General features: G+C 73.2%; 21 protein-coding genes and 1 pseudogene. 6 read left to right on the top strand and 16 right to left on the bottom strand.

Annotated elements, in window-relative coordinates:
* Positions 1-176: 176 nt before the first annotated feature.
* The 3 genes from tmk to ABZ312_RS35425 all read right to left on the bottom strand — a co-directional run bounded on the left by tmk (position 177) and on the right by ABZ312_RS35425 (position 6,539).
* Positions 177-3,221, bottom strand: a complete 3,045-nt coding sequence (gene tmk, locus ABZ312_RS35435) for a dTMP kinase (protein WP_500439500.1) — start codon at positions 3,219-3,221, stop codon at positions 177-179.
* 79 nt (positions 3,222-3,300) lie between these two features.
* Positions 3,301-6,177 (bottom strand): type I DNA topoisomerase, encoded by a 2,877-nt coding sequence (gene topA, locus ABZ312_RS35430; RefSeq protein WP_500332115.1) that lies wholly within the window; start codon positions 6,175-6,177, stop codon positions 3,301-3,303.
* 161 nt (positions 6,178-6,338) lie between these two features.
* Positions 6,339-6,539 carry a hypothetical protein gene (locus ABZ312_RS35425; RefSeq protein WP_500332114.1) on the bottom strand — a complete coding sequence of 67 codons (201 nt, stop codon included), beginning with the start codon at positions 6,537-6,539 and terminating at the stop codon, positions 6,339-6,341.
* Positions 6,540-6,814: 275 nt separating this feature from the next.
* On the opposite strand from ABZ312_RS35425, the gene ABZ312_RS35420 reads away from it, so the two are divergent.
* The 3 genes from ABZ312_RS35420 (at position 6,815) to ABZ312_RS35410 (ending at position 8,063) form a co-directional block, all read left to right on the top strand.
* The gene (locus ABZ312_RS35420) at positions 6,815-7,228 is read left to right on the top strand and encodes a TM2 domain-containing protein (RefSeq protein ID WP_500332113.1); all 414 of its coding nucleotides are present in this window, start codon (positions 6,815-6,817) and stop codon (positions 7,226-7,228) included.
* A gap of 5 nt (positions 7,229-7,233) precedes the next feature.
* Positions 7,234-7,644: a DUF2752 domain-containing protein gene (locus tag ABZ312_RS35415; protein WP_499513079.1), complete on the top strand. Its 411-nt coding sequence runs from the start codon at positions 7,234-7,236 to the stop codon at positions 7,642-7,644.
* A 155-nt stretch (positions 7,645-7,799) separates the two neighbouring features.
* Positions 7,800-8,063: a TM2 domain-containing protein gene (locus ABZ312_RS35410; protein ID WP_499513078.1), complete on the top strand. Its 264-nt coding sequence runs from the start codon at positions 7,800-7,802 to the stop codon at positions 8,061-8,063.
* Between the two features lie 67 nt (positions 8,064-8,130).
* Here the strand turns inward: ABZ312_RS35410 and ABZ312_RS35405 are convergent, their stop codons facing one another.
* The 5 genes from ABZ312_RS35405 to bldG form a co-directional block, all read right to left on the bottom strand.
* Positions 8,131-9,648: a DUF7059 domain-containing protein gene (locus ABZ312_RS35405; protein WP_500332112.1), complete on the bottom strand. Its 1,518-nt coding sequence runs from the start codon at positions 9,646-9,648 to the stop codon at positions 8,131-8,133.
* Between the two features lie 56 nt (positions 9,649-9,704).
* Positions 9,705-10,271 (bottom strand): small secreted protein, encoded by a 567-nt coding sequence (locus ABZ312_RS35400; protein ID WP_499513076.1) that lies wholly within the window; start codon positions 10,269-10,271, stop codon positions 9,705-9,707.
* Between the two features lie 173 nt (positions 10,272-10,444).
* Complete coding sequence (locus tag ABZ312_RS35395) at positions 10,445-12,868, bottom strand: sodium-translocating pyrophosphatase (protein WP_500332111.1); 2,424 nt, start codon at positions 12,866-12,868, stop codon at positions 10,445-10,447.
* Positions 12,869-13,178: 310 nt separating this feature from the next.
* Complete coding sequence (locus ABZ312_RS35390) at positions 13,179-13,673, bottom strand: ATP-binding protein (RefSeq protein ID WP_499513074.1); 495 nt, start codon at positions 13,671-13,673, stop codon at positions 13,179-13,181.
* An 84-nt stretch (positions 13,674-13,757) separates the two neighbouring features.
* The gene (gene bldG, locus ABZ312_RS35385) at positions 13,758-14,099 is read right to left on the bottom strand and encodes an anti-sigma factor antagonist BldG (RefSeq protein ID WP_018562186.1); all 342 of its coding nucleotides are present in this window, start codon (positions 14,097-14,099) and stop codon (positions 13,758-13,760) included.
* 135 nt (positions 14,100-14,234) lie between these two features.
* Between bldG and ABZ312_RS35380 the strand changes: the two genes are divergently transcribed.
* Positions 14,235-16,640, top strand: a complete 2,406-nt coding sequence (locus tag ABZ312_RS35380) for a DEAD/DEAH box helicase (RefSeq protein WP_500332110.1) — start codon at positions 14,235-14,237, stop codon at positions 16,638-16,640.
* Positions 16,641-16,675: 35 nt separating this feature from the next.
* On the opposite strand, the pseudogene ABZ312_RS35375 reads toward ABZ312_RS35380, so the two are convergent.
* The 7 genes and pseudogenes from ABZ312_RS35375 to ssd all read right to left on the bottom strand — a co-directional run.
* A pseudogene (locus tag ABZ312_RS35375) lies at positions 16,676-16,960 on the bottom strand (Rv3654c family TadE-like protein); the annotation flags it as partial.
* Positions 16,957-17,304 carry a TadE family type IV pilus minor pilin gene (locus tag ABZ312_RS35370; protein ID WP_499513072.1) on the bottom strand — a complete coding sequence of 116 codons (348 nt, stop codon included), beginning with the start codon at positions 17,302-17,304 and terminating at the stop codon, positions 16,957-16,959. The pseudogene ABZ312_RS35375 and the gene ABZ312_RS35370, both read right to left, overlap by 4 nt.
* The gene (locus ABZ312_RS35365; RefSeq protein WP_499513071.1) at positions 17,291-17,479 is read right to left on the bottom strand and encodes a DUF4244 domain-containing protein; all 189 of its coding nucleotides are present in this window, start codon (positions 17,477-17,479) and stop codon (positions 17,291-17,293) included. Before ABZ312_RS35365 ends, ABZ312_RS35370 begins: the two co-directional genes overlap by 14 nt.
* A gap of 20 nt (positions 17,480-17,499) precedes the next feature.
* Positions 17,500-18,276, bottom strand: a complete 777-nt coding sequence (locus ABZ312_RS35360; RefSeq protein ID WP_500358291.1) for a type II secretion system F family protein — start codon at positions 18,274-18,276, stop codon at positions 17,500-17,502.
* Complete coding sequence (locus ABZ312_RS35355; protein ID WP_500439499.1) at positions 18,273-19,181, bottom strand: type II secretion system F family protein; 909 nt, start codon at positions 19,179-19,181, stop codon at positions 18,273-18,275. Before ABZ312_RS35355 ends, ABZ312_RS35360 begins: the two co-directional genes overlap by 4 nt.
* Positions 19,178-20,332 carry a TadA family conjugal transfer-associated ATPase gene (locus ABZ312_RS35350; RefSeq protein WP_500331994.1) on the bottom strand — a complete coding sequence of 385 codons (1,155 nt, stop codon included), beginning with the start codon at positions 20,330-20,332 and terminating at the stop codon, positions 19,178-19,180. The genes ABZ312_RS35355 and ABZ312_RS35350 overlap by 4 nt, the downstream gene beginning before the upstream one ends.
* The gene (gene ssd, locus ABZ312_RS35345) at positions 20,329-21,435 is read right to left on the bottom strand and encodes a septum site-determining protein Ssd (protein WP_500439498.1); all 1,107 of its coding nucleotides are present in this window, start codon (positions 21,433-21,435) and stop codon (positions 20,329-20,331) included. Before ssd ends, ABZ312_RS35350 begins: the two co-directional genes overlap by 4 nt.
* Positions 21,436-21,978: 543 nt before the next feature.
* Here ssd and ABZ312_RS35340 point away from each other — a divergent pair.
* Positions 21,979-22,809 (top strand): HAD family hydrolase, encoded by an 831-nt coding sequence (locus ABZ312_RS35340; RefSeq protein ID WP_500331996.1) that lies wholly within the window; start codon positions 21,979-21,981, stop codon positions 22,807-22,809.
* Between the two features lie 377 nt (positions 22,810-23,186).
* Here ABZ312_RS35340 and ABZ312_RS35335 read toward each other — a convergent pair whose 3' ends face one another.
* Positions 23,187-24,017 (bottom strand): Fic family protein, encoded by an 831-nt coding sequence (locus ABZ312_RS35335; RefSeq protein ID WP_500439497.1) that lies wholly within the window; start codon positions 24,015-24,017, stop codon positions 23,187-23,189.
* 179 nt (positions 24,018-24,196) lie between these two features.
* Between ABZ312_RS35335 and ABZ312_RS35330 the strand changes: the two genes are divergently transcribed.
* Entirely contained in the window at positions 24,197-25,177 is a 981-nt protein-coding gene (locus ABZ312_RS35330) for an ATP-binding protein (RefSeq protein ID WP_500331998.1), read from the top strand.
* Positions 25,178-25,347: the final 170 nt, after the last annotated feature.

Genomic DNA, 25,347 nt, shown 5'->3' with positions numbered 1-25,347 from the left:
CGCCCAAGCCGGCAGGAGGGGGTGTGGCGGGATGCCCCCATGGGGGTCCCCCCGGCCGAAGGCTGGGGGGAGGGCGGGAGGGCGGGGGAGAAACCACAACCGCAACCACAACGGCGCCGCACCCGCACACCCGGCCGCAAGGGGCACCGCATGCGGAACGGTGCCCCCCGGAGGGCTTAGTTCCGGTCGTCGTCCTCGTCGCGCGGGCCGAGGAGCTCGTCCGCGAGGGAGGGGAGGTCGTCGAGGGGGGTCTCCTCGGCCCATGAAGGGCGGGGGCGGGGGCGGCGCCCCTCCGCGGGGACGGACGGCATCTCGCGCGTGCGCTCGTTCTCCGGGTCACGCGGCGCCGCAGCCGCCTCCTCGGGCCGGAAGATGCCGGGCGGCACACGGTCCGCGGAGGGGACGGGCGGCAGGACGGCCGTGTCGTCCGCAGCGCCGGGAGTGACCGGGGGCAGAACGGCCGTCTCCTCCGCGTCGGTGGGCTCGGTGGGCGCGGCGGGCCGCGGCGGCCGCGGCGTCTCGGCGGTCTTCGTGAAGTCCGGGAAGGCCGGCTTGACCGGCGGCAGGACCGCCGTCGCGTCATCGACCGGCACCGCGCGCAGCACGGCGGTCTCCGCGTCCCCGGCCGCCCCGGCCGAGGGGGCCGGCGGCCGCGGGGTCTCCACGGTCTTCGTCGTGTCCTCCGCCTCGACGCGGGCCTGCTCGGCCCGCATCAGGGCCTCCTCGGCCTTGCGCTGGCGCTCCAGGCGGCGTTCCTCGGCCTCGGCGCGGAGACGGGCCTCCTCCTCGGCCTGGCGGCGCAGGCGTTCCTGCTCCTCGCGGCGGACGCGCTCCTCGGCCTCGCGGCGGGCGCGCTCCTCCTCCGCCTGCCTGCGGGCCTCCTCGGCCTGGCGGCGGGCCTCCTCCGCGGCGGCCTCCTCGGCCTCGAGGCGGGCGGCCTCCTCCGCGCGGCGGCGGCGTTCCTCCTCCTCCGCGCGCAGCTTCTCCAGCTGGGCCTGGCGCTCGCGTTCGAGCCGCTCCTCCTCGGCCTTGCGGGCGGCCTCCTCCTCGACGCGCCTGCGGGCGTCCTCCTCGGCCTGGCGGCGGGCCTCCTCGCGGGCCTCGACCTCCTTCTCCGACAGGGGGAGGATCTCGTCGAGACGGTGCCGTATCACCGTCGTGACGGCCTCCGGCTCCTGGGCCGCGTCGACGACCAGGTAGCGCGCGGGGTCGGCCGCGGCGAGCGTGAGGAAGCCGGAGCGCACGCGGTCGTGGAACTCCGCGGGCTCGGACTCGAGCCGGTCGGGCGCCTCGGTGAAGCGTTCGCGGGCCGCCTCGGGCGTGACGTCGAGCAGGACGGTCAGGTGCGGGACGAGACCGTCCGTCGCCCAGCGCGAGATGCGGGCGATCTCGGTCGGCGCGAGGTCGCGCCCGGCGCCCTGGTAGGCGACGGAGGAGTCGATGTAGCGGTCGGAGATGACGACCGCGCCGCGCTCCAGCGCGGGGCGTACGACGGTGTCGACGTGCTCGGCGCGGTCGGCGGCGTACAGCAGGGCTTCGGCGCGGTGGGAGAGCCCGCCGCTGGAGACGTCGAGCAGGATCGAGCGGAGCCGCTTGCCGACCGCCGTGGCGCCCGGCTCGCGGGTGACGACGACCTCGTGGCCCTTGCCGCGGATCCACTCGGCGAGGGCTTCGACCTGGGTGGACTTGCCGGCCCCGTCGCCGCCCTCGACGGCGATGAAGAAGCCGGTGGGGGCGGGCGCCTGCTCGGGGTCGCCGCCGCGCAGCGCCTCGCGCAGGTCGCGGCGCAGGGGGACGCCCTGGCGGTCGTCGGTCTTGCCGAGGACGAGCGCGGCGACGGGCAGCAGCAGGGCGCCGATCAGCATGAGGGCGTAGGCGGCGCCGCCGTGGTCGAAGGTGAAGTGCCCGTTGACGACGCGGTGCGGGCCGATGCCCCCGGCCAGCAGGGGGGCGCCGACGGCGCCGACCGCCATGAGCAGGCGCGCGACCGCGTGCAGGTGGTCGGTGGCGCGGGCCCGGCGGGACTCCTCGGTCTCCTGGTCGATGAGGACGTGCCCGGTGTTGGCGGTGATCCCGGCCGCGGTGCCGGCGAGCAGCGCCAGCAGCAGCACCGTCGTCGGGTCTGGCACGATGCCGGTCAGCAGCAGGGCCAGACCGGTGACGGCGATGGCGATGGCGAGCAGGCGGCGCCTGGACAGTCCCGGGAAGGTGTGCGGGGCGATCCGGATGCCGAGTACGGGGCCCGCGGTGAGCGCCAGCACCAGGAGCCCGTAGCCGACCGGGCCCCCGCCGAGGTCGGCGGCGTGCAGCACGGCCAGCGCCACGGCGGCGGCGATGGCACCGGCGACGCTGGTGGTGCCGAGCACGAGCAGCGGTACGGCGCCGGTGCGCCCGCGGTCGTTGCTGCGCAGGCCCTGCAGCGGGGAGCGGAGCGGGGTCGCCTGGTCGCCCGGCAGCTCCAGCAGGTACAGGACGGCGCCGGAGGCGGCGAACAGCCCGGCGGCGACGTAGGAGGCGAGCGCGGCCTGGTGCAGGCCGAACCAGTCGACGCCGAGGCCGATCAGGTTGCCGACGAGCGTGACGACGACGAGGCCCGCGGCGGCGATCGGGAAGGCGACGAAGCCGGTGCGCTGGTCGAGGCGGCGCAGCGCGTCGAGGCGGTCGGGCAGCGGACGTACCGTTCCTGCGCCGGGCGCGGACGCGGGCAGCAGCCCGGGGGCGGCGCCGTCCTTGGCGACGGTCCACAGCCGCTCGGCCACCCCGGTGACGAAGACGGTGACCAGCAGCCAGGCGACGGCGTCGGCCGGCACCCAGTCGATCCACAGCGGGGCGACGATCAGCAGGGCGAGGCGTACGACGTCGGAGCCGATCATCGTCCACCGGCGGTCCAGCACGCCGCCGGGCCCGGTGAGGGAGCCCAGCGGGCCGAGCAGTACGGCGCCGAAGAGCAGGGCGGCGAGGACCCGCGCCCCGAAGACGGCCGCGACCGCGAAGGCCGCGCCGCGGTATCCGCCGCCGAAGGCCTGGGCGCCGACGGCGGCCTGCGCCGTCAGGACGACCAGGACCAGCAGGGCGAGCCGGTCGCCGACGGTGCCGGTCAGCTGAGCGCCCCACAGCTTGCGCAGGGGAGGGATCTTCAGCAGGGCACCCACGGCGCGTTGCCGCGAGTCGGCCTCGAGCTCGTCGGCGAACGTGTCCGTTGGCTGCTCGGATCGCGTCATTCCGCCAGCCTATCGGGACACGGTGCCGTCCCGGAGGGCGCCTGCCGGGACCGCACCCGCCGTGCGGCCCCCGCGGGGACTACTCGGCGGGCTCGGCGGCCGCGGAGGCGGCCTTCTTCGCCGTGGTCGTGGCCTTGGCGGCGGTCTTCTTGGCGGTCGTCTTGGCCGCCGCGGTCTTCTTCGCCGCGGTGGTCTTGGCGGCCGTCTTCTTCGCCGCCGTCTTTGTCGCGGTCGCCTTCTTCGCCGGGGCCTTCTTGGCCGCCGTCTTCTTCACCGTCTTCTTGGCGGGGGCCTTGGCCCGCTTCTCGGCGAGCAGCTCGTAGCCGCGCTCGGGCGTGATCGTCTCGACGTCGTCGTCACGGCGCAGTGTGGCGTTGGTCTCGCCGTCGGTGACGTACGGGCCGAAGCGGCCGTCCTTGACGACGACGGGGCGCTCGCTGACCGGGTCGGTGCCCAGTTCCTTCAGCGGGGGCTTGGCCGCCGCGCGGCCGCGCACCTTCGGCTGGGCGTAGATCGCCAGGGCCTGGTCGAGGGTGATCGTGAAGAGCTGGTCCTCGGTCTCCAGGGAGCGCGAGTCGGTGCCCTTCTTCAGGTACGGGCCGTAGCGGCCGTTCTGCGCGGTGATCTCGACGCCCTCGGCGTCGGCGCCGACGACGCGCGGCAGCGACATCAGCTTGAGCGCGTCCTCCAGCGTCACCGTGTCGAGGGACATCGTCTTGAAGAGGGAGGCGGTGCGCGGTTTGACCGCGTTCTTGCCGGTCTTCGGGGTGCCCTCGGGCAGGATCTCGGTGACGTACGGCCCGTAGCGGCCGTCCTTGGCCACGATCTGGCGGCCGGTCTCCGGGTCGGCGCCCAGCTCGAAGTCGCCGCTGGGCTTGGCCAGCAGCTCCTCGGCGAGCTCGACGGTCAGCTCGTCCGGCGGCATGTCGTCGGGTACGTCGGCACGCTGCCCGGTCTCGCCCTCGGTCTCGGCGGCCTTCTCCACGTACGGGCCGTAGCGGCCGACGCGCAGCACGATGCCGTTGCCGACGGGGAACGAGGAGACCTCGCGGGCGTCGATGGCGCCGAGGTCCTCGACGAGTTCCTTCAGGCCGCCGAGGTGGTCGCCGTCGCCGTTGCCCGCGTCCGCGGCACCGCCGACGGGGGTGTCGCCCTCGCCGAAGTAGAAGCGGCGCAGCCACGGCACCGCCTGTGCCTCGCCGCGGGCGATGCGGTCGAGGTCGTCCTCCATCCGCGCGGTGAAGTCGTAGTCGACGAGCCGGCCGAAGTGCTTCTCCAGCAGGCCGACGACGGCGAAGGAGAGGAAGGACGGCACCAGGGCCGTGCCCTTCTTGAAGACGTAGCCGCGGTCGAGGATGGTGCCGATGATCGAGGCGTACGTCGACGGACGTCCGATCTCGCGCTCTTCCAGCTCCTTGACCAGCGAGGCCTCGGTGTAGCGGGCGGGCGGCTTGGTGGCGTGGCCGTCGGCGGTGACGTCCCGCGCGGTGAGGGCGTCGCCCTCGGTGACGGCAGGCAGCCGGCGCTCGCTGCTGTCGAGCTCGGCGTTGGGGTCGTCGGCGCCCTCGACGTAGGCCTTCATGAAGCCGTGGAAGGTGATGATCTTGCCGGAGGCGGAGAACTCGGCGTCCCGGCCGTCGGCGGCGCGACCGCCGACCTTGACGGTGACGGACTGGCCGACCGCGTCCTTCATCTGGGAGGCGACGGTGCGCATCCAGATCAGCTCGTACAGGCGGTACTGGTCGCCGGTCAGGCCGGTCTCGGCCGGGGTGCGGAAACGATCACCCGAGGGGCGGATCGCCTCGTGCGCCTCCTGGGCGTTCTTGACCTTGCCCGCGTAGACGCGGGGCTTGTCCGGCAGGTAGTCGGCGCCGTAGAGCTGGGTGACCTGGGCCCGGGCGGCGGTGATCGCGGTCTCCGACAGCGTGGTGGAGTCCGTACGCATGTAGGTGATGAAGCCGTTCTCGTACAGCTTCTGGGCGACCTGCATGGTGGCCTTGGCGCCGAAGCCGAGCTTGCGGCTGGCCTCCTGCTGCAGGGTCGTGGTGCGGAAGGGCGCGTACGGCGAGCGGCGGTACGGCTTGGACTCGACCGAACGGACCGAGAAGGCGGCGCCCTCCAGGGCGGCGGCGAGCGCGCGGGCGGCGGCCTCGTCCAGGTGGAGGACGTTGGCACCGTCCCTGAGCTGCCCGTTCGCGCCGAAGTCACGACCCTGCGCGACCCGCTTGCCGTCGACGGCGCTGAGCTTGGCGCCGAAGGTGCCCGGGTCGGTGGCGTCACCGGCCCGGCCGGTGGCGAAGGTCCCGGACAGGTCCCAGTACTCGGCGGAGCGGAAGGCGATGCGCTCACGCTCGCGCTGGACGACGAGCCGGGTGGCGACGGACTGGACACGGCCGGCCGACAGGCGCGGCATGACCTTCTTCCACAGGACCGGCGAGACCTCGTAGCCGTAGAGGCGGTCGAGGATGCGGCGGGTCTCCTGGGCGTCGACGAGGGGCTGGTTCAGCTCGCGCGGGTTGCGGACGGCTTCCTGGATGGCGTCCTTGGTGATCTCGTGGAAGACCATCCGGCGGACCGGGACCTTGGGCTTGAGGACCTCCTGCAGGTGCCAGGCGATGGCCTCGCCCTCGCGGTCCTCATCGGTGGCGAGCAGGAGCTCGTCGGACTCCTTGAGCAGGTCCTTCAGCTTCTTGACCTGGGCCTTCTTGTCCGCGTTGACGACGTAGATCGGCTGGAACTCGCTGTCGACGTTGACGCCGAGCCGCGCCCACGGCTGGCCCTTGTACTCCGCCGGCACTTCGGCGGCCCCGTTCGGGAGGTCGCGGATGTGCCCGACGCTGGCCTCGACGACATAGCCGGGGCCGAGGTAGCCCTTGATCGTCTTCGCCTTGGCAGGCGACTCGACGATCACGAGTCGGCGGCCGCTGCCCTGTGCGGTCTCGCGGGTCGGGGACAACTTCGCTCTTCTCTCCGGGTCGAAGGTGGTCTCGCTGCGGAGTGTGACCGTACATCCCGGTCCCGTGTCAAACGGGAAAAGTCCGCAACGCCACTCGAACGGTAACCCGACAACCGTCCTGTCTGCCGCACGGACTGCCGTCCATGTCCGATTTGCCCAGCTCAGAGGATCAGGAACAGCCAGACCCCGACAAGAAGCGAAACAACCCCGAAGAAACCTGCCACTGCGGCGGACGCCGGGCCCCCTCCCTGGACCACCGGCAGGTGCCGCAGCGACCGGGTGACGGTCCAGGCCAGGAGGGCTGCCCCGAATACCGCGAACACCGTCCCGGCGAAGATCCCTGGCACGGTTTCCATGTACATGTCCCCCAGGTCCCTCTCGTGCCCCACGACCGACGCCCCCGCAGCCACGGAGAGTGGCACGCCGGGGCGACGACCGGAAGAACCCACGGTGAACTCCGTCCGAAACGGCGTGGCCGGATCCTTTCGCTCCCGCCCGGTTCCACCGGGCCCGGCCGTGGCCCCTCCCCGCTCGCCGTCCCCCCTTCCCCCATGCCGCCCTCCTCGCCCCTGACCGCCTTGACTTGCCTGACAAGATGTCCGGATACACCGAACGTTCTCTCAGGGGGAGTCCCGCGATGTCCGATCCGAACAACCCGTACGGCCAGCCCGCGCCGGACGGTTACGGCTACCCGCAACAGCCCCCGCCCGGCCCCGGCGGCTACGGCCAGCAGCCCGGCTACGGCTACCCGCAGCAGGGTTACCCCCAGCAGGGATACCCGCAGGGCGCCTACACCGGCGACCCCAACGCCCCGTACGGCTACGACATGTACGGCCGCCCGCTGTCGGACAAGTCCAAGGTCGTGGCCGGCGTGCTGCAGCTGCTGGTGGGCGGCCTGGGCATCGGGCGCTTCTACGTGGGCGACATCGGCATCGGCATCGCGCAGCTCCTCACCTGCGGCGGCTTCGGCATCTGGGCGCTGATCGACGGCATCCTCTTCCTGACGAGCAACGACCGCACCGACTCCCAGGGCCGGATCCTGCGCAGCTGAGGATGATGACCTCCGTGACCTGGAACCGCCTCAGGGCCGTGGCCGGACGACCGGCCACGGCCCCCGTGGCGTCGCTCGTCGCGGGCGCGGCGGGCGCCGCCTACCTGTGGGGCACCGACCCGCACCAGGAGGGGCACTGGCTGCCCCGATGCCCCTTCAACTTCCTGACGGGGCTGCTCTGTCCCGCCTGCGGCGCGACCCGCATGGTCTACGACCTGATGCACGGCGACCTGTCGGCCGCCTTCCACGACAACGCGCTGCTGCTCCTGGCGAGCCCCTTTCCCCTTTATCTGTACGCGCGGTGGGTGACGGAGGGGCTGCGCGGCCGTTCCTACCGCCCCACGCTCGGACGACGTGCGCAGATGGCGGTCCTGGGGATCGCCGTGGCCTGGGCCGTCGTACGCAACGCGGTTTGACAACGCGGTGATCACAGTTCCGTGACGGCTGTTCATCATCGGGACGGATGTCAATCATCTGATGTAAATATGTGGCCATCCGAGGCGGGGGGCCGGATCCTGAAGAAGCGTGCGCTCCTGCCTGTTCGTCCCCATTCGCGCAAGGAGCGACCTTCATGGCCACGCCCACCACTGACGCCCCGCACGGCTACGACGCGGCCGGCCGTCCGCTGTCCGACAAGTCGAAGATCACCGCTGGTCTTCTGCAGCTCTTCCTGGGCGGTCTGGGCATCGGGCGCTTCTACACCGGCCACACCGGCATGGCCATCGCCCAGCTCCTGACCTGCGGTGGCCTCGGCTTCTGGGCCCTGATCGACGCGATCCTCTTCTTCACCAGCAAGGACCGCACGGACTCCAAGGGCCGCGTCCTGCAGGGCTGATCCCCGCGACGCACCCCGGCGGCCCGCCTCCGCTCTCCGCTGCGGAGGCGGGCCGCCGCGTTCCCGCTCACACCGGCTCGATGAAGCCCTGTTCCACCAGCAGCCGGATCGCTTCCGGCGTACGGTCCCGCAGCACCACCGGGTCCTCGCCCAGCAACTGGGCAATGGCGTCCAGGATCCGACCGGCCGTCAGCGTCCCGTCGCAGACGCCCGCGAAGCCCGCGCCGACCGTGTCCACCCTCGTCGCGCGCCGCATGCCGCGGTTCGCCCGCAGGACGACGTGCTCCGGGTCCTCGGCGCCTGGCAGGCCCACCTGCTCCTGCACCACCTCGTCCGCCAGCCTGAAGCGCTCGTCGAGCAGCGCCGCGTCGTCGTGGGCCCGCAGGAAGTCCTGGCGGCCGAACCAGGCCGCGATGTGCGGCCCGAGCGGCTGCTCGACCGGGTGCGGCCACTCCTCGGCGGTGACGACGGGACGGTCGGAGCCGCTCCTGCGCACGGTGATCCAGCCGAAGCCCACGGCCTTGGTCTTGCGCTGCTCGAAGGCGTCCAGCCACGCGTCGTAGCGGGCGGCGTACGCCTCGGGCCCGGCCAGGTGGTCACCGCCGTCGCGCAGCCACAGCTCCGCGTACTGCGTGACGTCCTGCACCTCGCGCTGCACGATCCACGCGTCGCAGCCCGCGGGTACCCAGGCGCCGACACGGTCGCGCCAGTCCTCGCCCTCGGCGTGCTCCCAGTTGGCGAGCAGTTGCAGGTGCCCGCCCTCGGTGAGGTGGTCGGCGGCCTGCCGGACGACGGTCCGGCACAGGTCGTCGCCGGCCATGCCGCCGTCGCGGTAGGTGAAGCGGCTGCCCGGGGAGATGACGAACGGCGGGTTGGACACGATCAGGTCGTAGCGCTCGTCGCCGACCGGCTCGAAGAGGCTGCCCTGCCGGACGTCCGGCTCGGGCGCGCCCGACAGGGCGAGGGTGAGCCGCGTGAAGTGCAGGGCGCGGGGGTTGAGGTCGGTCGCGGTGACCCGGGTGGCGTGCCGGGAGGCGTGCAGCGCCTGGACGCCGGAGCCGCTGCCGAGGTCCAGCGCCCGGGCCACGGGCGTGCGGACGGTGATCCCGGCGAGCGTGGTCGACGCACCGCCGACGCCGAGCACCAGGTCCGCGCGGTCCACGCCGGGCGTCGTGCGGATGCCGTTGGCGCCGCCCACCGCGCAGCCGAGGTCGGAGACGATGTACCAGTCCTCGCCGCCGTCGCCCCCGTAGGGGCGGACGTCCACGGTGGCGCGCACCTCGTCGCCGTCCCGGACGAGCCAGCCGTCCTCGAGGGCCGCGTCGAGGGGCAGCACGTCGCGCAGCCGGGCGTACGGGACTGGCTGCTGCAGCAGGAAGAGCCGCACCAGGCTCTCCAGCGGGCTGCCGCCGCGGGTGGCGCGCAGGGCGGGTACGGTCTCCGCCCGCGAGAGCGCGGCGTAGGCGGTCGCCCCGAGCAGGTCGAGGCAGCCGTCGGCCGTGAAGGCCGCGGCGCGCAGCGCGTCGCGGAGGCGGTCGGCGCGGTCGGGGGCGGGCAGGGGCTGCGGGGGCGGCTGCGTACTCACGCTGCCATTGTCACCCGCGACGGGGCGCCCGGCGGGCCCCACCCGCCCTCGAACGGTCAGGACTTCGAGGGCTTCGCGCCGGAGTCCTGGCAGCCGGGCTGCTTCGCCATGGCCCGGCCCACCTCGCCCTGGCGCAGCGTGTCGAGCGCCTGCTCGCCGCTCTTGCTGACCTTGGCCAGGTTGTCGGAGACGCCCTTCAGCCCGTCGGCGAACTTCGCCTGGTCGGAGACGGGCAGCGCGTCGACCTGCTTGCGCAGGTTCGCGTAGGCGGTGGACAGCGAGTTGAGGTCGTTGACCGCGTCCTGCTTGAGCTTGGTGCCGTCGTCGACCGGCGGGTCGCCGGCCTTGCCGACGATCCCGGCGAGCGCCTTGTAGGCCTCCGAGATCTGCCCGAACGCCGTGGAGTCGGCACTCCGGACGTCCTGCGGCTTGGCGTTGCTCGGGGTGTTGCTGATGTGGGTGTTCGCGTCGTTGATCTTCTTGACCTGGGCGGACGCCTGGTCACAGACCGTCTTCGCCCAGGCGTCGAGCTTTTCGTTACCGCCGTCGCCGCATCCCGACAGCGACCCCGTCGCGAGGATCACAGCCGTGACGGACAGCGCAGCCGCGAGTTTGGTGTTCACGGCCCCGGAACCTACACGGCTCCTGTCCGCGGGCCACATCGCTTCCACTCGATGCGCCCACTATTGCCCCTTATGAACCAAGAAGAGGGTGATGCATCTGACGTGCCCGCAGGCGGCGGGCGCCACCCCGGAGGATGACGCCCGCCGCCGTACCGAGATGAGCTCTCACTACGTCAGACCGTGGCCGTCGCGTTCGGGTCGGCTGATCGCTTCGTGGTCTCGGTGTCGTCGTGGCCGGCGTCGGCGCCCTCGTCGTCCCCGACCGCGATGCCGCGACGCTTGGAGATGTAGACGGCACCCACGATGACCACCAGGGACACCGCGGCGACGCCGATCCGCACGCCGAGGTTGGCCTCGTCGCCGTAGGAGAACTGGACCACCGCAGGGGCGACCAGCAGCGCCACCAGGTTCATGACCTTCAGCAGCGGGTTGATGGCCGGGCCCGCGGTGTCCTTGAACGGGTCGCCCACGGTGTCGCCGATGACGGTCGCGGCGTGGGCCTCGCTGCCCTTGCCGCCGTAATGACCGTCCTCGACGAGCTTCTTGGCGTTGTCCCAGGCACCACCGGAGTTGGCGAGGAAGACCGCCATGAGCGTGCCCGCGCCGATGGCTCCGGCGAGGTAGGAGCCCAGCGCTCCGATGCCGAGGGAGAAGCCGACGGCGATGGGGGCGAGCACGGCGAGCAGACCGGGGGTGGCCAGCTCGCGCAGCGCGTCCTTGGTGCAGATGTCCACGACGCGCCCGTACTCGGGCTTCTCGGTGTAGTCCATGATCCCGGGGTGCTCGCGGAACTGCCGGCGCACCTCGAAGACCACCGCACCCGCCGACCGGGAGACGGCGTTGATGGCCAGTCCGGAGAAGAGGAAGACGACGGCCGCGCCGAGCAGCAGGCCGAACAGGTTGTTCGGCTGGGAGATGTCCAGGTCCAGCCACCTGAGGTCGGCGGCGGAGATGTTCGCCTCCCGCACCGCGGTGTCGACGGCCTCCTTGAAGGACCCGAACAGCGCGGTCGCCGCGAGCACGGCGGTCGCGATGGCGATGCCCTTGGTGATCGCCTTGGTGGTGTTGCCGACCGCGTCGAGGTCGGTGAGCACCTGGGCGCCCTCGCCGTGGACGTCGCCGGACATCTCGGCGATGCCCTGGGCGTTGTCGGAGACCGGGCCGAAGGTGTCCATGGCCACGATCACGCCGACGGTGGTGAGCAGACCGGTGCCGGCCAGCGCCACGGCGAACAGGGCGAGCCAGATCGAGGCACCGCCGAGCAGGAAGGCGCCGTACACCGAGAGGCCGATGAGGACGGCCGAGTACACCGCGGACTCCAGGCCGACGGAGATGCCGGACAGGACGACGGTGGCGGGCCCGGTCAGCGACGTCTTGCCGATGTCCCGCACCGGGCGCCGGCTGGTCTCGGTGAAGTACCCGGTGAGCTGCTGGATGAGCGCCGCCAGCACGATGCCGATGGCGACCGCGACCAGCGCGAGGATGCGCGGGTCACCGCCGTGTGAGGCGATGTCGCCGGGCACGTTGGCCAGCTCCGCGTACGTCGAGGGCAGGTACGCGAACGCCGCGACGGCCACCATCGCCAGCGAGATCACCGCGGAGATGAAGAAGCCGCGGTTGATGGCGGTCATGCCGCTGCGGTCCTTGCGGCGGGGGGCCACCGCGAAGATGCCGACCATGGCGGTGAGCACGCCGATCGCAGGGATCAGCAGCGGGAAGGCCAGGCCGGAGTCGCCGAAGGCGACCTTGCCGAGGATGAGCGCGGCCACCAGGGTGACGGCGTACGACTCGAACAGGTCGGCCGCCATGCCGGCGCAGTCGCCGACGTTGTCGCCGACGTTGTCCGCGATGGTGGCGGCGTTGCGCGGGTCGTCCTCCGGGATGCCCTTCTCGACCTTGCCGACCAGGTCGGCACCGACGTCCGCGGCCTTGGTGAAGATGCCGCCGCCGACACGCATGAACATGGCCAGCAGCGCGGCGCCGAAGCCGAAGCCCTCCAGCACCTTGGGCGCGTCGGCCTTGTAGACCAGCACGACGACGGAGGCGCCCAGCAGCCCCAGGCCCACGGTGAACATGCCGACCACGCCGCCGGTGCGGAAGGCGATCTTCATCGCGCGGTGCGAGACGGTCGTCAGGTCCGCCGGGGGTTCACCCGGCGCCGGGGTCGCGGCTCGTGCGGCTGCGGCCACGCGGACGTTGCTGCGCACCGCCAGCCACATGCCGATGTAGCCGGTGACCGCCGAGAAGCCGGCGCCCACCAGGAAGAACACGCTTCGGCCGATGCGCTGCGACGTGGTGTCCGCGGGCAGCAGCATGAGCAGGAAGAACGCGACGACCGCGAAGACTCCCAGAGTGCGGAACTGCCGTGCGAGGTAGGCGTTTGCACCTTCCTGCACGGCAGCCGCGATCTTCTTCATGCTGTCGGTGCCCTCGTCGGCACTGAGCACTTGACGTACCAGCACCACGGCGAGCACCAGGGCGGCCAGTGCCACCACCACGATGACGAGCACGAGATTGCGGTTGCCGTCGGTCAGTACGGGTGATGCGGCAAGCGGTTGGGCGATGTCCTGCAGGTGAGGGGTAAGTGGCCCCGCCATTCGTCCTCCTTGACGTTTGGCACGTGGGCGCGCGGCTCCGGCGACATAGCAGCCACGACGCTCAGGCTTGTGAGCTGAGCAAAGATGGACGGATTGTAGGGAGCCGAACTAGATCAAAACAGGGCGCAGGAAACGAAATTCGCCGCCGCCGGGGATATAGCAAAGGAGATCGCCCGCAGATATCACCGGAAAAGGTGAACAGTCACCGTGTAAGTGGATCAACCACCGGGTGAATCCGCGCACGCCGAGACGACCTGCGGCAGAAGCGCGCAGGCAGCTCGGCAGGAGTGCGTGAAGGGGGGCTGGGCGGCTAGGAGAGCGCGGCCGGGTTCAGCGGCCAGCTCATCCGGATGACATCGCCGTACTCTCCCGAGAAGACCTCGACGTCGTCGACGAGGCCGCTGATGACGGCCAGACCCATCTGGCCCTCGTCCTCCGCCTCGGAGGAGTCGGACGAGGAGGGCGAGCCGTCGGGAAGCGGCTCGGAGTGCTCGGCGGGGCTGTCACCACGCGCCGAGGGCACACTGGCGGCGTCGGCGGGGCGTTCGTCCGCCTCGGGGGACTTCTCGCCGACCTCGATGGAGAACTTCTTCTCCTCCTCGGTCAGCACCACCCGCACCGGACGGTCCGCACCACTGCTGCGGTACAGCCCGACGGCCCGGCTGCACGCCTCACCGACGGCGAGCCGGACCTCGTCGAGGACAGCCTCGTCCACCCCTGCCCTGCGGGCTACCGCAGCCGCCACCAGTCGTGCGGTGCGGACGTGCTCCGGCAGTGCACTGAAGAGCAGTTCTACGGTGGGCATGGCCTCCCCCTCGTGCCTGTGGGCGGGCAACACAGGGGCCCGGGCGTCGGCGTCGCCCGGAGCCCCTCGGTCCGGCGCCGAACGTCAGTCGGTCGCCGCGACGGCCTCGTCGACCGAGGTGTGGATGGGGAACACCTTGGTCAGGCCGGTGATACGGAAAATCTTGAGAATGCGCTCCTGGTTGCACACCAGGCGCAGCGAGCCTTCATGCGCGCGAACCCGCTTGAGCCCGCCGACCAGCACGCCCAGCCCCGTCGAGTCCAGGAAGTCCACGCCTTCCATGTCCACGACCAGGTGGTAGCTACCGTCGTTCACGAGTTCCACCAGCTGCTCGCGCAGCTTGGGTGCGGTGTACACATCAATCTCGCCGCCGACCTCGACGACCGTACGGTCGCCGACGGTTCGAGTCGACAGGGACAGGTCCACGGATCCTCCAGCACCTTGCATCGAGCGGTCGCCCCCCATGGATCGGCAGCCGCGATGGCATTCAATCACTTACCAGCGGGCATGCACGACGCCTTACGGCGATTGTCCGTCATGCCAGTGACACACTGAGTGCCGATGGCTCAGGATCATCTTCCGCAGTCGGCGCACGGCCGCACCTCCCCCGTCGCCCTCCTGGAGCGGCTTGCCACGGGGGCGGGCAGGGCCGCGCGCATCACCCATACGGAGCACTTGCCCCCACGGGCGGGTCGCCATGCCGATTGGCCTGATCAGATCCGCCCGGAGGTGATCGACGCGGTCCGCGCGTCCGGCATCGAGCGGCCGTGGGAGCACCAGGCACAGGTGGCCGCCCACGCCCTCGCCGGCACCTCCGCGGTGGTCGCCACGGGGACGGCCTCCGGCAAGTCCCTGGCGTACCTCGTGCCGGTCCTCAGCGCCCTCGTGGAGGGCTCCGAGGCGCCGAACGGCCGGGGCGCCACCGCGCTCTACCTGGCGCCCACCAAGGCCCTGGCGGCCGACCAGCGGCGTGCCGTGGCCGAACTCGCCGCCCCGCTGGGCAAGGCGGTGCGCGCGGCGGTCTACGACGGCGACACGCCGTTCGAGGAGCGCGAGTGGGTCCGCCAGTACGCGACCTACGTGCTCACCAACCCCGACATGCTCCATCTGGGTGTCCTCCCGGGCCATTCCCGGTGGTCCTCCTTCCTCCGGCAGCTGCGCTACGTCGTGATCGACGAGTGCCACACCTACCGGGGCGTCTTCGGCTCGCACGTCGCCCAGGTCATACGCAGGCTGCGGCGTGTCTGCGCCCGCTACGGGGCGGATCCCGTCTTCCTCCTCGCCTCCGCGACCGCCGCCGACCCCGGCGCCACGGCCACCCGGCTGACGGGCGTGCCCGTCGCCGAGGTCACCGAGGACGCCTCACCGCGCGGCGAGGTCGCCTTCGCCCTGTGGGAGCCCCCGCTCACCGAGCTCAGCGGGGAGCACGGCGCCCCGGTGCGCCGCACGGCCACCGCCGAGGCCGCCGACCTGCTGACGGACCTGGTGCTCGACGGCACCCGCACGGTCGCCTTCGTGCGCTCCCGGCGGGCCGCCGAGCTGATCGCCGTCATCGCCCAGGAACGCCTCGCCGAGATCGACCGCCGGCTGACCCGCCGGGTCGCCGCCTACCGGGGCGGTTACCTGCCCCAGGAGCGCCGGGCCATCGAGCGGGACCTGCACACCGGGCGGCTCCTCGGACTGGCCTCCACGACGGCCCTGGAGCTGGGTGTGGACGTCTCCGGGCTCGACGCCGTGCTCCTGGCCGGGTACCCGGGCACGAGGGCCTCCCTGTGGCAGCAGGCAGGTCGTGCGGGACGCTCGGGTCAGGGGGCGCTGGCGGTGCTGATCGCCCGCGACGACCCGCTGGACACCTACCTCGTGCACCACCCGGACGCGCTCTTCCGCCGCCCGGTCGAGTCGACCGTGCTGGACCCGGACAACCCCTACGTCCTCGCCCCGCACCTGTGCGCCGCCGCGGCAGAGCTGCCGCTGGGCGAGGAGGACCTGGAGCTCTTCGGGCCCGAGACCGCCGCGCTGCTGCCCCAGCTGGAGCGCCGCGGACTGCTGCGGCGCCGCACCGGCGGCTGGTACTGGACGCGGCGGGAGCGGGCCGCCGACCTCACCGACATCCGCGGCGAGGGCGGCAAGCCCGTCCAGGTCGTCGAGGCGGGGACCGGGCGCCTGCTCGGCACCGTCGACGCGGGCGCCGCGCACACCACCGTCCACGAGGGCGCGGTCCACCTGCACCAGGGCCGCACCTATCTCGTCCGGCACCTGGACCTGGAGGACTCCGTCGCGCTGGTGGAGCGGGCCGACCCGCCGTACTCGACGATGGCCCGCGACACCACGGCGATCTCCGTCCTCGACGAGGACCTGGTGGAGGAGTGGGGCGAGGCCCGCCTCCACTTCGGCTCCGTCGAGGTCACCCATCAGGTCGTCTCCTTCCTCCGTCGACGGCTGATCACCAACGAGGTGCTGGGCGAGACCAAGCTGGACCTGCCGCCCCGCACCCTGCGCACCCGTGCCGTGTGGTGGACGGTCACCGACGATCAGCTCGACGCGGCGGATATCCACCCCGAGGAGCTGCCCGGCGCCCTCCACGCCGCCGAGCACGCCTCCATCGGCCTCCTCCCGCTCTTCGCCACCTGCGACCGCTGGGACATCGGCGGGGTCTCCGTGCCGCTCCACCAGGACACCGGACTGCCGACCGTCTTCGTGTACGACGGCCATCCCGGTGGCGCCGGCTTCGCGGAGCGGGCCTTCCGCACCGCCCGCAGCTGGCTCACCGCCACCCGCGAGGCGATCGCCTCCTGCGAGTGCGAGTTCGGCTGCCCCTCCTGCGTGCAGTCGCCCAAGTGCGGCAACGGCAACGACCCGCTGGACAAGCAGGCCGCGGTACGCCTGCTCGACGTGCTCCTCGCGACGGAGGGCCCGTCGGAGCCCGTCCCCGCCGTACCGGCGCCCGCCCCGGATCCGGAGTCCTGAGGCCCGGCCCGGGAGCGGACCCGGGCGGGCCCGACCGCGGCCGTGACGTCGGCGATCTCACCGCTGACGGCACAGCGGACCAGCCGGGCGTGCTGGGCGGCCGCCACCCGTCCGGCCACGGCGCAGGCTTCCGCGCCTCCGCGCAGGGCGTGGTCCGCAGCGGCGAGCGCCGCGAGGTCCGCGGCGGCCCCCGCGCGGTGCCGTGCCGCGACGGCGGCGCCGAAGGCCAGCACGGCGCAGGCGGCCAGCGCCAGCAGCGCTCCCAGGAGGGCCGTCCAGACCGTCGCGGAGCCCCGGTCGCTCGCTCGCCGGCGGCTCACGGCCCCTCCCCCGTTCCCTCCACGGCGGCGACCGCCTCACCGTGGAGGGTGAGGGACAGGGAGCGGGCCTCGACCGTGACCCGGACCAGGTCTCCGCCCCGGCGGACCGAGACGGCGGCCCCGGCGGGAGCCGCCGTGCGGGCCGCCCGCAGCACCGCGCCGTCCGGCTCCTCGCGAGCCGCCGCACGGGCTCCGGCCCGTGCGGCGTCGACGCAGCGGATCTGCGCGGCCGCCGCGGCCAGCCCCCACAGCAGCAGCGCCGTGAGGAACACCAGCGACGGGATGACCACCGCCGCCTCCGCCGTGACATAGCCGGCGTCACGGCGGCGCTCAGAACGCCACATCGAGGGCCCGCTTGATGAGCCCGCTGAGCGCGGAGCTGACCGCGCCCGAGGTGACCACCTTGTAGAGCACGGCCGCGAAACCGCAGGCCGCCAGCGTGCCCACGGCGTACTCGGCCGTGGTCATCCCGCCCTCGCCGGTGCGGCACCGGCGGCTCAGCTTCCTCAGACAACGCATGACTCGCATGGGATCCCCCTTCAGATCGTCGTGCCGGCGAGGATCGCCCCCGCCAGTCCCATCACCACCGGCGCGACCCCCACGAGGAGGAAGGCCGGCAGGAAGCACAGCCCCAGCGGGGCGGTGATCAGCACTCCGGCGCGGCGGGCCCGCGCCGCCCCGAAACGGGCGTGCTCGGCGCGGCAGCCGGCGGCGAGCCGCGCGATCTCCTCGACCGGCGGCACTCCCGTCGTGGTGGCGCGCTCCATGCACCGGGCGAGCTCCCGGCAGCCGAGCCGGTCCAGCCGGCCCCAGCACTGCACGGGGTCGCCACCCAGGCGGAGCTCGGCGGCGGCGCGGGTGAGCGCCTCGCCGAGCGGCCCTCCCAGCGACGGCCCGACGGCCTCGGCCGCCTCGCGGGGCCCGGCTCCGGCCGCGACACAGGCGGCCATCAGATCCGCCGCCAGTGGCAGCTGCCGCGCGGCCCGGGCCTGGTCCGCGGGCCCGGCGGGCCGGGGCCGCCGCTGCCGTCGGCGCAGCGCGTACGCGGCGCCGAGCCCGGCCACCGCGCCGGGGACTCCGCCGACCAGGGCGAACGCACCCAGGACGACCCCGGCGACCGCCGCCCACTCCCGGGCGGAGGCCGTGCCCGGCCATCCGCGGCCGCGCCGGGCCGGCGGTGCCGTGCCCAGGAGCAACCGCAGCCTGCGCCGCGCGGCGCGCTCCCTCCGGGTGGCGGCGAGGGCGCCCGCGACGCACAGGGCGGTGGCAGCGACGGCCACGACGATCCCCAGCCTGTGGACGGCGTCGCCGCTCATGACCCGCCCTCCGCGGTCCGGACGATGCGCGCGGCCCAGGCGAGCCCGGCCCACTCCAGAAGCCCGCCGGCGGCCAGGCAGCCCAGCCCCGCGGGTGTGCGCAGCAGGATGCCCACCGGATCGGCACCCAGACCGGCGCCCAGGACCAGCCCGAAGACGGGCAGCAGGGCCAGCAGCGCGACGGTGGAGCGGGGTGCCGCCAGCTGGGCCCTCAGGTCCTCCCGCTGGTCGCGTTCGGCACGCAGGGCGGCCGCGATCCGGTCCAGGCCGTCGGCGAGCCCCGCGCCGCCGTCCACCGCCACCTGCCAGCAGGCGGCGACACCGGAGAGCCCCTCGGCGCCCTCCAGCCGGGCGGCCGACCGCAGCGCCGCGGGCACGTCACCGCCGAAACGGGCGGCCGCCAGCAACGGCAGCGCCGCGTCCGACAGTCCGGGGTGCTCCGGCCAGCCCTCGCGGCCCAGCGCACCGGCCAGTGCGGCGGGCGGTGCAAGTCCTGCCCGCAGATCGCCGGCGACCGCCGCGCACAGCGCGCCCACCGCCAGGGCCCGCCGTTCCGCTGTGGCGCGCCGCTCCCGCCCGCGCATCCACCGCCCGGCGAACGGCACCGCGGCCGCCCCGAGCAGGACCGGCAGCGCCGACCCGGCGGCCAGTCCCGCGACCAACCCGCCCGGCAGGAACAGCACTTCGCGGCCGAGGCGCCAGCCGTACCGCACCCGGAACGGCTCCAGCAGCCCGCTGAGGCGGGTTTCGAGGCCGCCCGGCCCCAGGAGCCCGCCGGCCATCCCGCGGGCCCCAGAGGCGCCACTGAGCAACGTCCTTGCCCTACGCAGGACTTCGCCCCCCGCACACGCCACCCAGGCGGCGGTGCCCGCGCACAGGGTGGCGAGGAGCACCGCGGCGCTCATGACCGCCCCCTTGCGCAGAGTGCGGCCAACCGGCCCCATCCCGGGCCGCGTTCACCACCGCACAGGGCCGGCACCGTGCCGACGATCCCGTCCGGCCCGCGCTCCAGGACGTGGATCTCGGCGACCCGCCGCTGCCCCGAGCGGTCCCGCACCAGATGCACCACCACCGACAGGGCGGCCGCCAACTGGCTGTGCAGCGCGGCCCGGTCCAAGCCCGCCACGGCGCCCAGCGCCTCCAGCCGGGCGGGCACATCACCCGCGGCATTGGCGTGGACCGTCCCGCAGCCGCCCTCGTGGCCGGTGTTGAGGGCGCCCAGCAGATCCAGGACCTCGGGCCCGCGCACCTCGCCGACCACCAGCCGGTCCGGCCGCATGCGCAGCGCCTGCCGTACGAGGTCCCGCAAGGTGACCAGCCCGGCGCCCTCCTGGTTGGCGGGCCGGGTCTCCAGCCGGACGACGTGCGGATGGCGCGGCCGCAGCTCGGCGGAGTCCTCGGCGAGGACGATGCGCTCGCCCGGCGGGACGAGGCCGAGCAGGCAGCTCAGCAGCGTGGTCTTGCCGGAGCCCGTGCCGCCGGAGACCAGGTACGACAGGCGGGCGTCCAGCACCGCCCGCAGGAGGGCGGCCGTGCCGCCGTCCATGCTGCCCGCGGCCACCAGTTCGTCCAGGGCGAAGGCCCGGGTGCGGACGACCCGCAGGGACAGGCACGGGGCGCCGACCACCACCGGTGGCAGCACCGCGTGCAGCCGGGTGCCGTCCGGCAGCCGGGCGTCGACCCAGGGCCGGGCGTCGTCCAGCCGCCGTCCGGCCGCGGAGGCGAGCCGCTGGGCGAGCCTGCGCACGGCCGCCGCGTCCGCGAACCGCACTTCGGTGCGCTCCAGTCCGGCGCCCCGGTCGGCCCATACCTCGTCCGGCCCGTTCACCAGCACATCGGTGACGTCCGGTTCGGCGAGCAGCCCCTCCAGGGGCCCGGCGCCGACCATCTCCGAGCGCAGGGCGGCCACCACGTCGAGCACTTCGGTGTCGCCCAGCAGCCGGCCCTGTGCCCGCAGCGCGGCGGCCACGCCGGCCGGGGTGGGCTCGTCACCGGAGGCGGCCAGCCGCAGCCGCACGGCGTCGAGCAGGGCGGGCGTCATGACGTCGGCGCTCATGCGGCCACGCTCCCGCCGGGCAGCGCCGCCGCGAGGAAGGCCGAGCAGAACCCGGCCAGTGGGCCCCGGCCGCTGCCGCCCGGTGCCTCGCCGCCGTCCAGGGCGGCGGGCAGGCCGGGCTCCGTCGGCAGCTCACCGGCGAGCGGGAGCCCGACCAGTTCGGCGAGCGCCTCGTCGGTGAGCCCCGAGCCGAAGGGGCCGCGGGCGACCACACGCAGGTCCCGCAGCACCATGGCCATCCGGGACGCGACCCGGCCGGCGGCCGCGACCGCGCGCAGCTCGGCGGGGACGACCAGCAGCCCGACGTCGATCTGGGCGAGCGCCTCGGCCACCGCCTCGTCCATGCGGCGCGGCAGGTCGACGACGACCACCCCGCCGCGCCGCCGGGCGGCGCCCATCACCGACCGCATGGCCTGCGGCGGGATGACGACGGTGTCGCCACGGTCCCAGCTGAGGACGCTCAGGGCGTGCGTGCGGGGCAGCGACTCCTCCAGCGCCCCGCTGTTGACCCGGCCCCGCGACTCGGCGAGGTCGGGCCAGCGCAGCCCGCCCACCCGTTCGGCCCCGAGCAGTACGTCCAGCCCGCCGCCGAGCGGATCGGCGTCGACGAGCAGCGTGCGGCGCCCGGAGCGGGCGGCCGTGACGGCCATCGCGCAGGCCAGGGTGCTGGCCCCCGCGCCGCCGCGGCCGCCCACGACGCCGATCGTCAGGGCCGGGTCGACGGCGCCCTCCGCCACGTCGGCGATCCGGTCGACCAGCCAGGTCTCGGCGTCGGGCAGGAAGGCGACGTGCTCGGCGCCGACCTCCACGGCGCGGCGCCACACGTCCGGATCGTCCAGATCCCGTCCGACCAGGAGCACGCCCCGGCGGCGGCGTGCCGTGCCGGGTACGCGGCGGGTGTCCGCGGCGCCGACCAGCACCAGCGGCGCCCCCTCCCAGCTGCCCGGCGCTGGCGGGACCCCGAAGGCGACCTCCGGTTCCGCACCCGCCGCGGCGCACAGGCGCAGCAGGTCGTCCAACAGGGCCGCGTCCTCGGTGACGATGAGCGGGCCGCCGCCCGGATCGTCCTTTCCGCGCGGCCATGCGGATGCCCGCCCGGGCACCCGCCCGTCACGCGCTCGTTTTGTTTCACCGTTGAATGATTCGGCCACCTCGGCGTCCCCCTCGCTCGCTCCGGCCCGTCCCGTCGGTATCGGGCACATGCACCGCACACATCTCCGGCGCGGCATTTGCCGCCAGAGTCTCGCGAGTCGCCGTAACTTGATGATCTTGGTGGTAATCCGTGGATAACCAGGCCGTTGTGGATAACTCCACCACCCGCGCGAGTGGCTTCCCCCTGAGCAGCACAACGAATGTGATCCGTCACTCAACGTAGCCAAGCGAAGAAAAAGACCGGCCCCCCGCGGAAGCCGCAGGGGGCCGATCACATGCCGGGCGCGTCCGGACTCATGGCCTGAATATGCCCCCGGACATGCGACGACCCCCGCCGGGGGGGAGAGCGGGGGTCGTCCCCACGGTCCGACTCGGGGGGGGAGGAGCCAGACCGGGTTAGCACGGTCGCGAACGATCCGTGACTTCCATGGTGTACCCGAAGGCCTTCTCAGGCAAACCCACGCGCAGGAGCTTACGCCGAATGGTGGGTCCCTATGCTCATCCTCGTGGAAAACCACCTGCCGGCGCGCACCGCCGCGTTCTTCGATCTCGACAAGACGGTGATCGCCAAGTCGAGCACCTTGGCGTTCAGCAGGCCGTTCTACCAAGGCGGCCTCATCAACCGCCGCGCCGTGCTGCGGACCGCGTACGCCCAGTTCGTGTATCTGCTCGGCGGCGCCGACCACGACCAGATGGAGGGGATGCGAAAGTACCTCTCCGACATGTGCCGTGGCTGGAATGTGCAGCAGGTGCGGGAGATCGTGGCCGAGACCCTCCACGACCTGATCGACCCGATCATCTACGACGAGGCCGCCTCCCTCATCGAGGAGCACCACCTGGCCGGCCGCGACGTCGTCATCGTCAGCGCCTCGGGCGCCGAGGTCGTGGAGCCCATCGGCGAAATGCTCGGCGCCGACCACGTCATCGCCACCCGGATGGCGGTCAAGGACGGCTGCTACACCGGCCGGATCGAGCACTACGTCTACGGGCCGGCCAAGGCGCGGGCCATCACCGAGCTCGCCGCCGTCGAGGGCTACGACCTCAAGCGCTCCTTCGCCTACAGCGACTCGGTGACCGACGTCCCGATGCTCGAATCGGTCGGCCACCCGTACGCGGTCAACCCCGACCGCGGGCTGCGCCGGGAGGCGGCGTCACGCGAATGGCCGGTGCTCACCTTCAGCCGTCCGGTCCGGCTGCACCAGCGCGTGCCCGCGCTGACGATGCCCTCGGGGCCCGTCCTCGCACTGGCCGCGGTCGGCGCGGCCGCCGCCACGGCGGGACTCGTCTGGTACGCGGCCCGCCGACGCAGGCCCGCACTGTCCTGATACGCACCTGTGCGCGCCCTTCGGGGAGATCCTGCTGATCAGACCCCGTATGCAAAGAACTGCGGCGAGGGGTTCCAGTTCTCCCGAAGGTGCAGTAGAAAGGTTGTACGGCCCGCGTGACCACGGACTTCCGCGAGGAACCCCGTCGAATCAGGCCCCACGGACCGAGCATGACAGCTGGGAACCCACGCGACGCAGACCCGCTGACCGGGCCGGCCGCACCAGGTGACGGGCAAAGCTCCCGACCTGATGGGCAAACATCGTGCACGCCTGGTAACCCGACGGTCATGCCAGCGGCGGCACCCGCGCGGTGCCGCCGCAACCTTGTGCGCGTGACCTCGTGCGCGTGGACCTCGTGGCCCGCGCCCCGGCGCTCCCTACGCGGCGCCGCGCTGCAGGGCCTCGCAGACCGCCACGCTCTCCCGTACGCCCAGGCCCACGGCCTTCCCGCAGTGCGAGATCCAGGCCGCCATGCCCTCGGGCGTGCCGGAGACGTAGCCCCGCAGCGCCTTCAGGTACTCCGCGCGCCCGAGTTCGGCGTGCCCGACCTCGGCCGGGCAGATGGACTTGGGGTCCAGACCGCTCCCGACGAGGACGACGCGCTGCGCGGCCCGCGCCACGATGCCGTTGTACGAGCCGAACGGCCGCAGGCACAGCAGCTCGCCGTGCACGACCGCCGCGACGACCAGCGCCGGCGCCTCGCTGCCGGACAGCAGGAGGTCGGCGAGTCCGTCGAGCCGCGCGACGACCTCCGCGGGTTCGGGCAGCGGGAACTCGGCGACGTCCAGGAGCGGCTCCTCGACCTTCTCGCCGGTCTGCCGCGGCCGGCCGACCGTCTCGTCCGGTGAGATGCCACCGGCCGCCACCAGGTGCAGCCTTGCCAGCGCCTGCAGCGGCGACTGCCGCCAGACGGAGAGCAACTGGCCGGACTCGGCGGTGAGCCGCAGCGCGGCACCCACCGCGCGCGACTCGTCGTCGGAGGAGAAGTCGCTGCGCCTGCGCACCTCTTCCAGCGCCCAGTCGGCACCGGCGAGCGCCGCGGAACCGCGGGCGCCGCGCAGCGCCGCCTCCGAGGACACCTCGTCGGAGCGGCGGCGCATCACCCGGTGGCCGTAGACCTGGTCCACGGCCTTCCGTACGGAGTCCACCGACTCGGCGACACCGGGGAGCGAACCGAGGACGGCGAGCGGATCAGCTGTCGTACCCATAGCCACGACCCTACGCACCCCCGGCGTCGCCCCGGTGGGCGAGTGGGCATCGTCACGCGGGCCCGCACCCCCCCGCCGTGCCGGACGGAGGGGCCGGACGGGACCCGGATCTCCACCGACGGGTGAACTACGGCGGCGGAAGCGGCAGCACACGTGCCCCGTCACTACGCTTAACGAACATGAAGATCGCTTTCGTCGGAAAGGGCGGCAGCGGCAAGACCACGCTGTCCTCCCTCTTCATCCGCCACCTGGCCGCCGCCCGCGTCCCCGTCGTCGCCGTCGACGCCGATATCAACCAGCACCTCGGGCCGGCGCTCGGCCTCGACGAGGAGGAGGCCGCCGCCCTCCCGGCGATGGGCGCCCACCTCCCGGAGATCAAGGAGTACCTGCGCGGCGCCAACCCGCGGATCGCGTCCGCGGAGACGATGATCAAGACCACACCGCCCGGCGAGGGCTCCCGCCTGCTGCGGATCGGCGAGGACAACCCGGTCTACGCCGCCTGCGCCCGGCCCGTCGCCCTCGACGGCGGCGAGGCGCAGCTGATGGTCACCGGCCCCTTCGCCGAGTCCGACCTGGGGGTGGCCTGCTACCACTCGAAGGTCGGGGCGGTGGAGCTGTTCCTCAACCATCTGGTCGACGGCCGCGGCGAGTACGTCGTCGTCGACATGACGGCCGGCAGCGACTCCTTCGCCTCCGGCATGTTCACCCGCTTCGACATGACCTTCCTGGTCGCCGAGCCCACCCGGAAGGGCGTGGCGGTCTACCGCCAGTACAAGGAGTACGCCCGGGACTTCGGGGTCGCCCTGCACGTCGTCGGCAACAAGGTGCAGGGCCCGGACGACGTGGACTTCCTGCGCTCGCAGGTGGGAGACGACCTGCTGGTCACCGTCCGGCACTCGGACTGGGTCCGCGCCATGGAGAAGGGCCGCCCGCCGCGCTTCGCGGCACTGGAGGAGTCCAACCGCGCCGCGCTGCGGTCGATGCACGACGCCGCGGACGCCACGTACGAGCGGCGGGACTGGGAGCGCTACACCCGCCAGATGGTCCACTTCCACCTCAAGAACGCGGAGAGCTGGGGCAACGCGCGGACCGGCGCGGACCTCGCCTCCCAGGTCGATCCGGGCTTCGTCCTGGGCGAACGGTTCACCCTCACCGGGTAATCGTTCGCCCGTTCGGGCGAATCCTCATCCACGGACCCTTTGTCTGCATTACTCTCCATTTACTGACTCTTGAGAGTAATCAAGCAATCACATTCCGTGACTTTCGAGGTCGAGAGCACCCGCCGCACCAGCCGTGACCACGACCGCGTACGCGCACCAGCCGGACGCAG

The organism is Streptomyces sp. NPDC006207, from assembly GCF_040613835.1.
Classification (GTDB): Bacteria; Actinomycetota; Actinomycetes; order Streptomycetales; family Streptomycetaceae; genus Actinacidiphila.
This window is presented reverse-complemented; position numbering and strand designations above follow the sequence as displayed.

Bases quoted from the DNA above. Each gene is read 5' to 3' on its own strand.
- tmk (WP_500439500.1), bottom strand. From the start codon at position 3,221: ATGACGCGATCCGAGCAGCCAACGGACACGTTCGCCGACGAGCTCGAG.
- ABZ312_RS35425 (WP_500332114.1), bottom strand. From the start codon at position 6,539: ATGTACATGGAAACCGTGCCAGGGATCTTCGCCGGGACGGTGTTCGCG.
- ABZ312_RS35420 (WP_500332113.1), top strand. From the start codon at position 6,815: ATGTCCGATCCGAACAACCCGTACGGCCAGCCCGCGCCGGACGGTTAC.
- ABZ312_RS35415 (WP_499513079.1), top strand. From the start codon at position 7,234: ATGACCTCCGTGACCTGGAACCGCCTCAGGGCCGTGGCCGGACGACCG.
- ABZ312_RS35410 (WP_499513078.1), top strand. From the start codon at position 7,800: ATGGCCACGCCCACCACTGACGCCCCGCACGGCTACGACGCGGCCGGC.
- ABZ312_RS35395 (WP_500332111.1), bottom strand. From the start codon at position 12,868: ATGGCGGGGCCACTTACCCCTCACCTGCAGGACATCGCCCAACCGCTT.
- ABZ312_RS35390 (WP_499513074.1), bottom strand. From the start codon at position 13,673: ATGCCCACCGTAGAACTGCTCTTCAGTGCACTGCCGGAGCACGTCCGC.
- ABZ312_RS35380 (WP_500332110.1), top strand. From the start codon at position 14,235: ATGGCTCAGGATCATCTTCCGCAGTCGGCGCACGGCCGCACCTCCCCC.
- ABZ312_RS35370 (WP_499513072.1), bottom strand. From the start codon at position 17,304: ATGTGGCGTTCTGAGCGCCGCCGTGACGCCGGCTATGTCACGGCGGAG.
- ABZ312_RS35365 (WP_499513071.1), bottom strand. From the start codon at position 17,479: ATGCGTTGTCTGAGGAAGCTGAGCCGCCGGTGCCGCACCGGCGAGGGC.
- ABZ312_RS35360 (WP_500358291.1), bottom strand. From the start codon at position 18,276: ATGAGCGGCGACGCCGTCCACAGGCTGGGGATCGTCGTGGCCGTCGCT.
- ABZ312_RS35355 (WP_500439499.1), bottom strand. From the start codon at position 19,181: ATGAGCGCCGCGGTGCTCCTCGCCACCCTGTGCGCGGGCACCGCCGCC.
- ABZ312_RS35350 (WP_500331994.1), bottom strand. From the start codon at position 20,332: ATGAGCGCCGACGTCATGACGCCCGCCCTGCTCGACGCCGTGCGGCTG.
- ABZ312_RS35340 (WP_500331996.1), top strand. From the start codon at position 21,979: ATGCTCATCCTCGTGGAAAACCACCTGCCGGCGCGCACCGCCGCGTTC.
- ABZ312_RS35335 (WP_500439497.1), bottom strand. From the start codon at position 24,017: ATGGGTACGACAGCTGATCCGCTCGCCGTCCTCGGTTCGCTCCCCGGT.
- ABZ312_RS35330 (WP_500331998.1), top strand. From the start codon at position 24,197: ATGAAGATCGCTTTCGTCGGAAAGGGCGGCAGCGGCAAGACCACGCTG.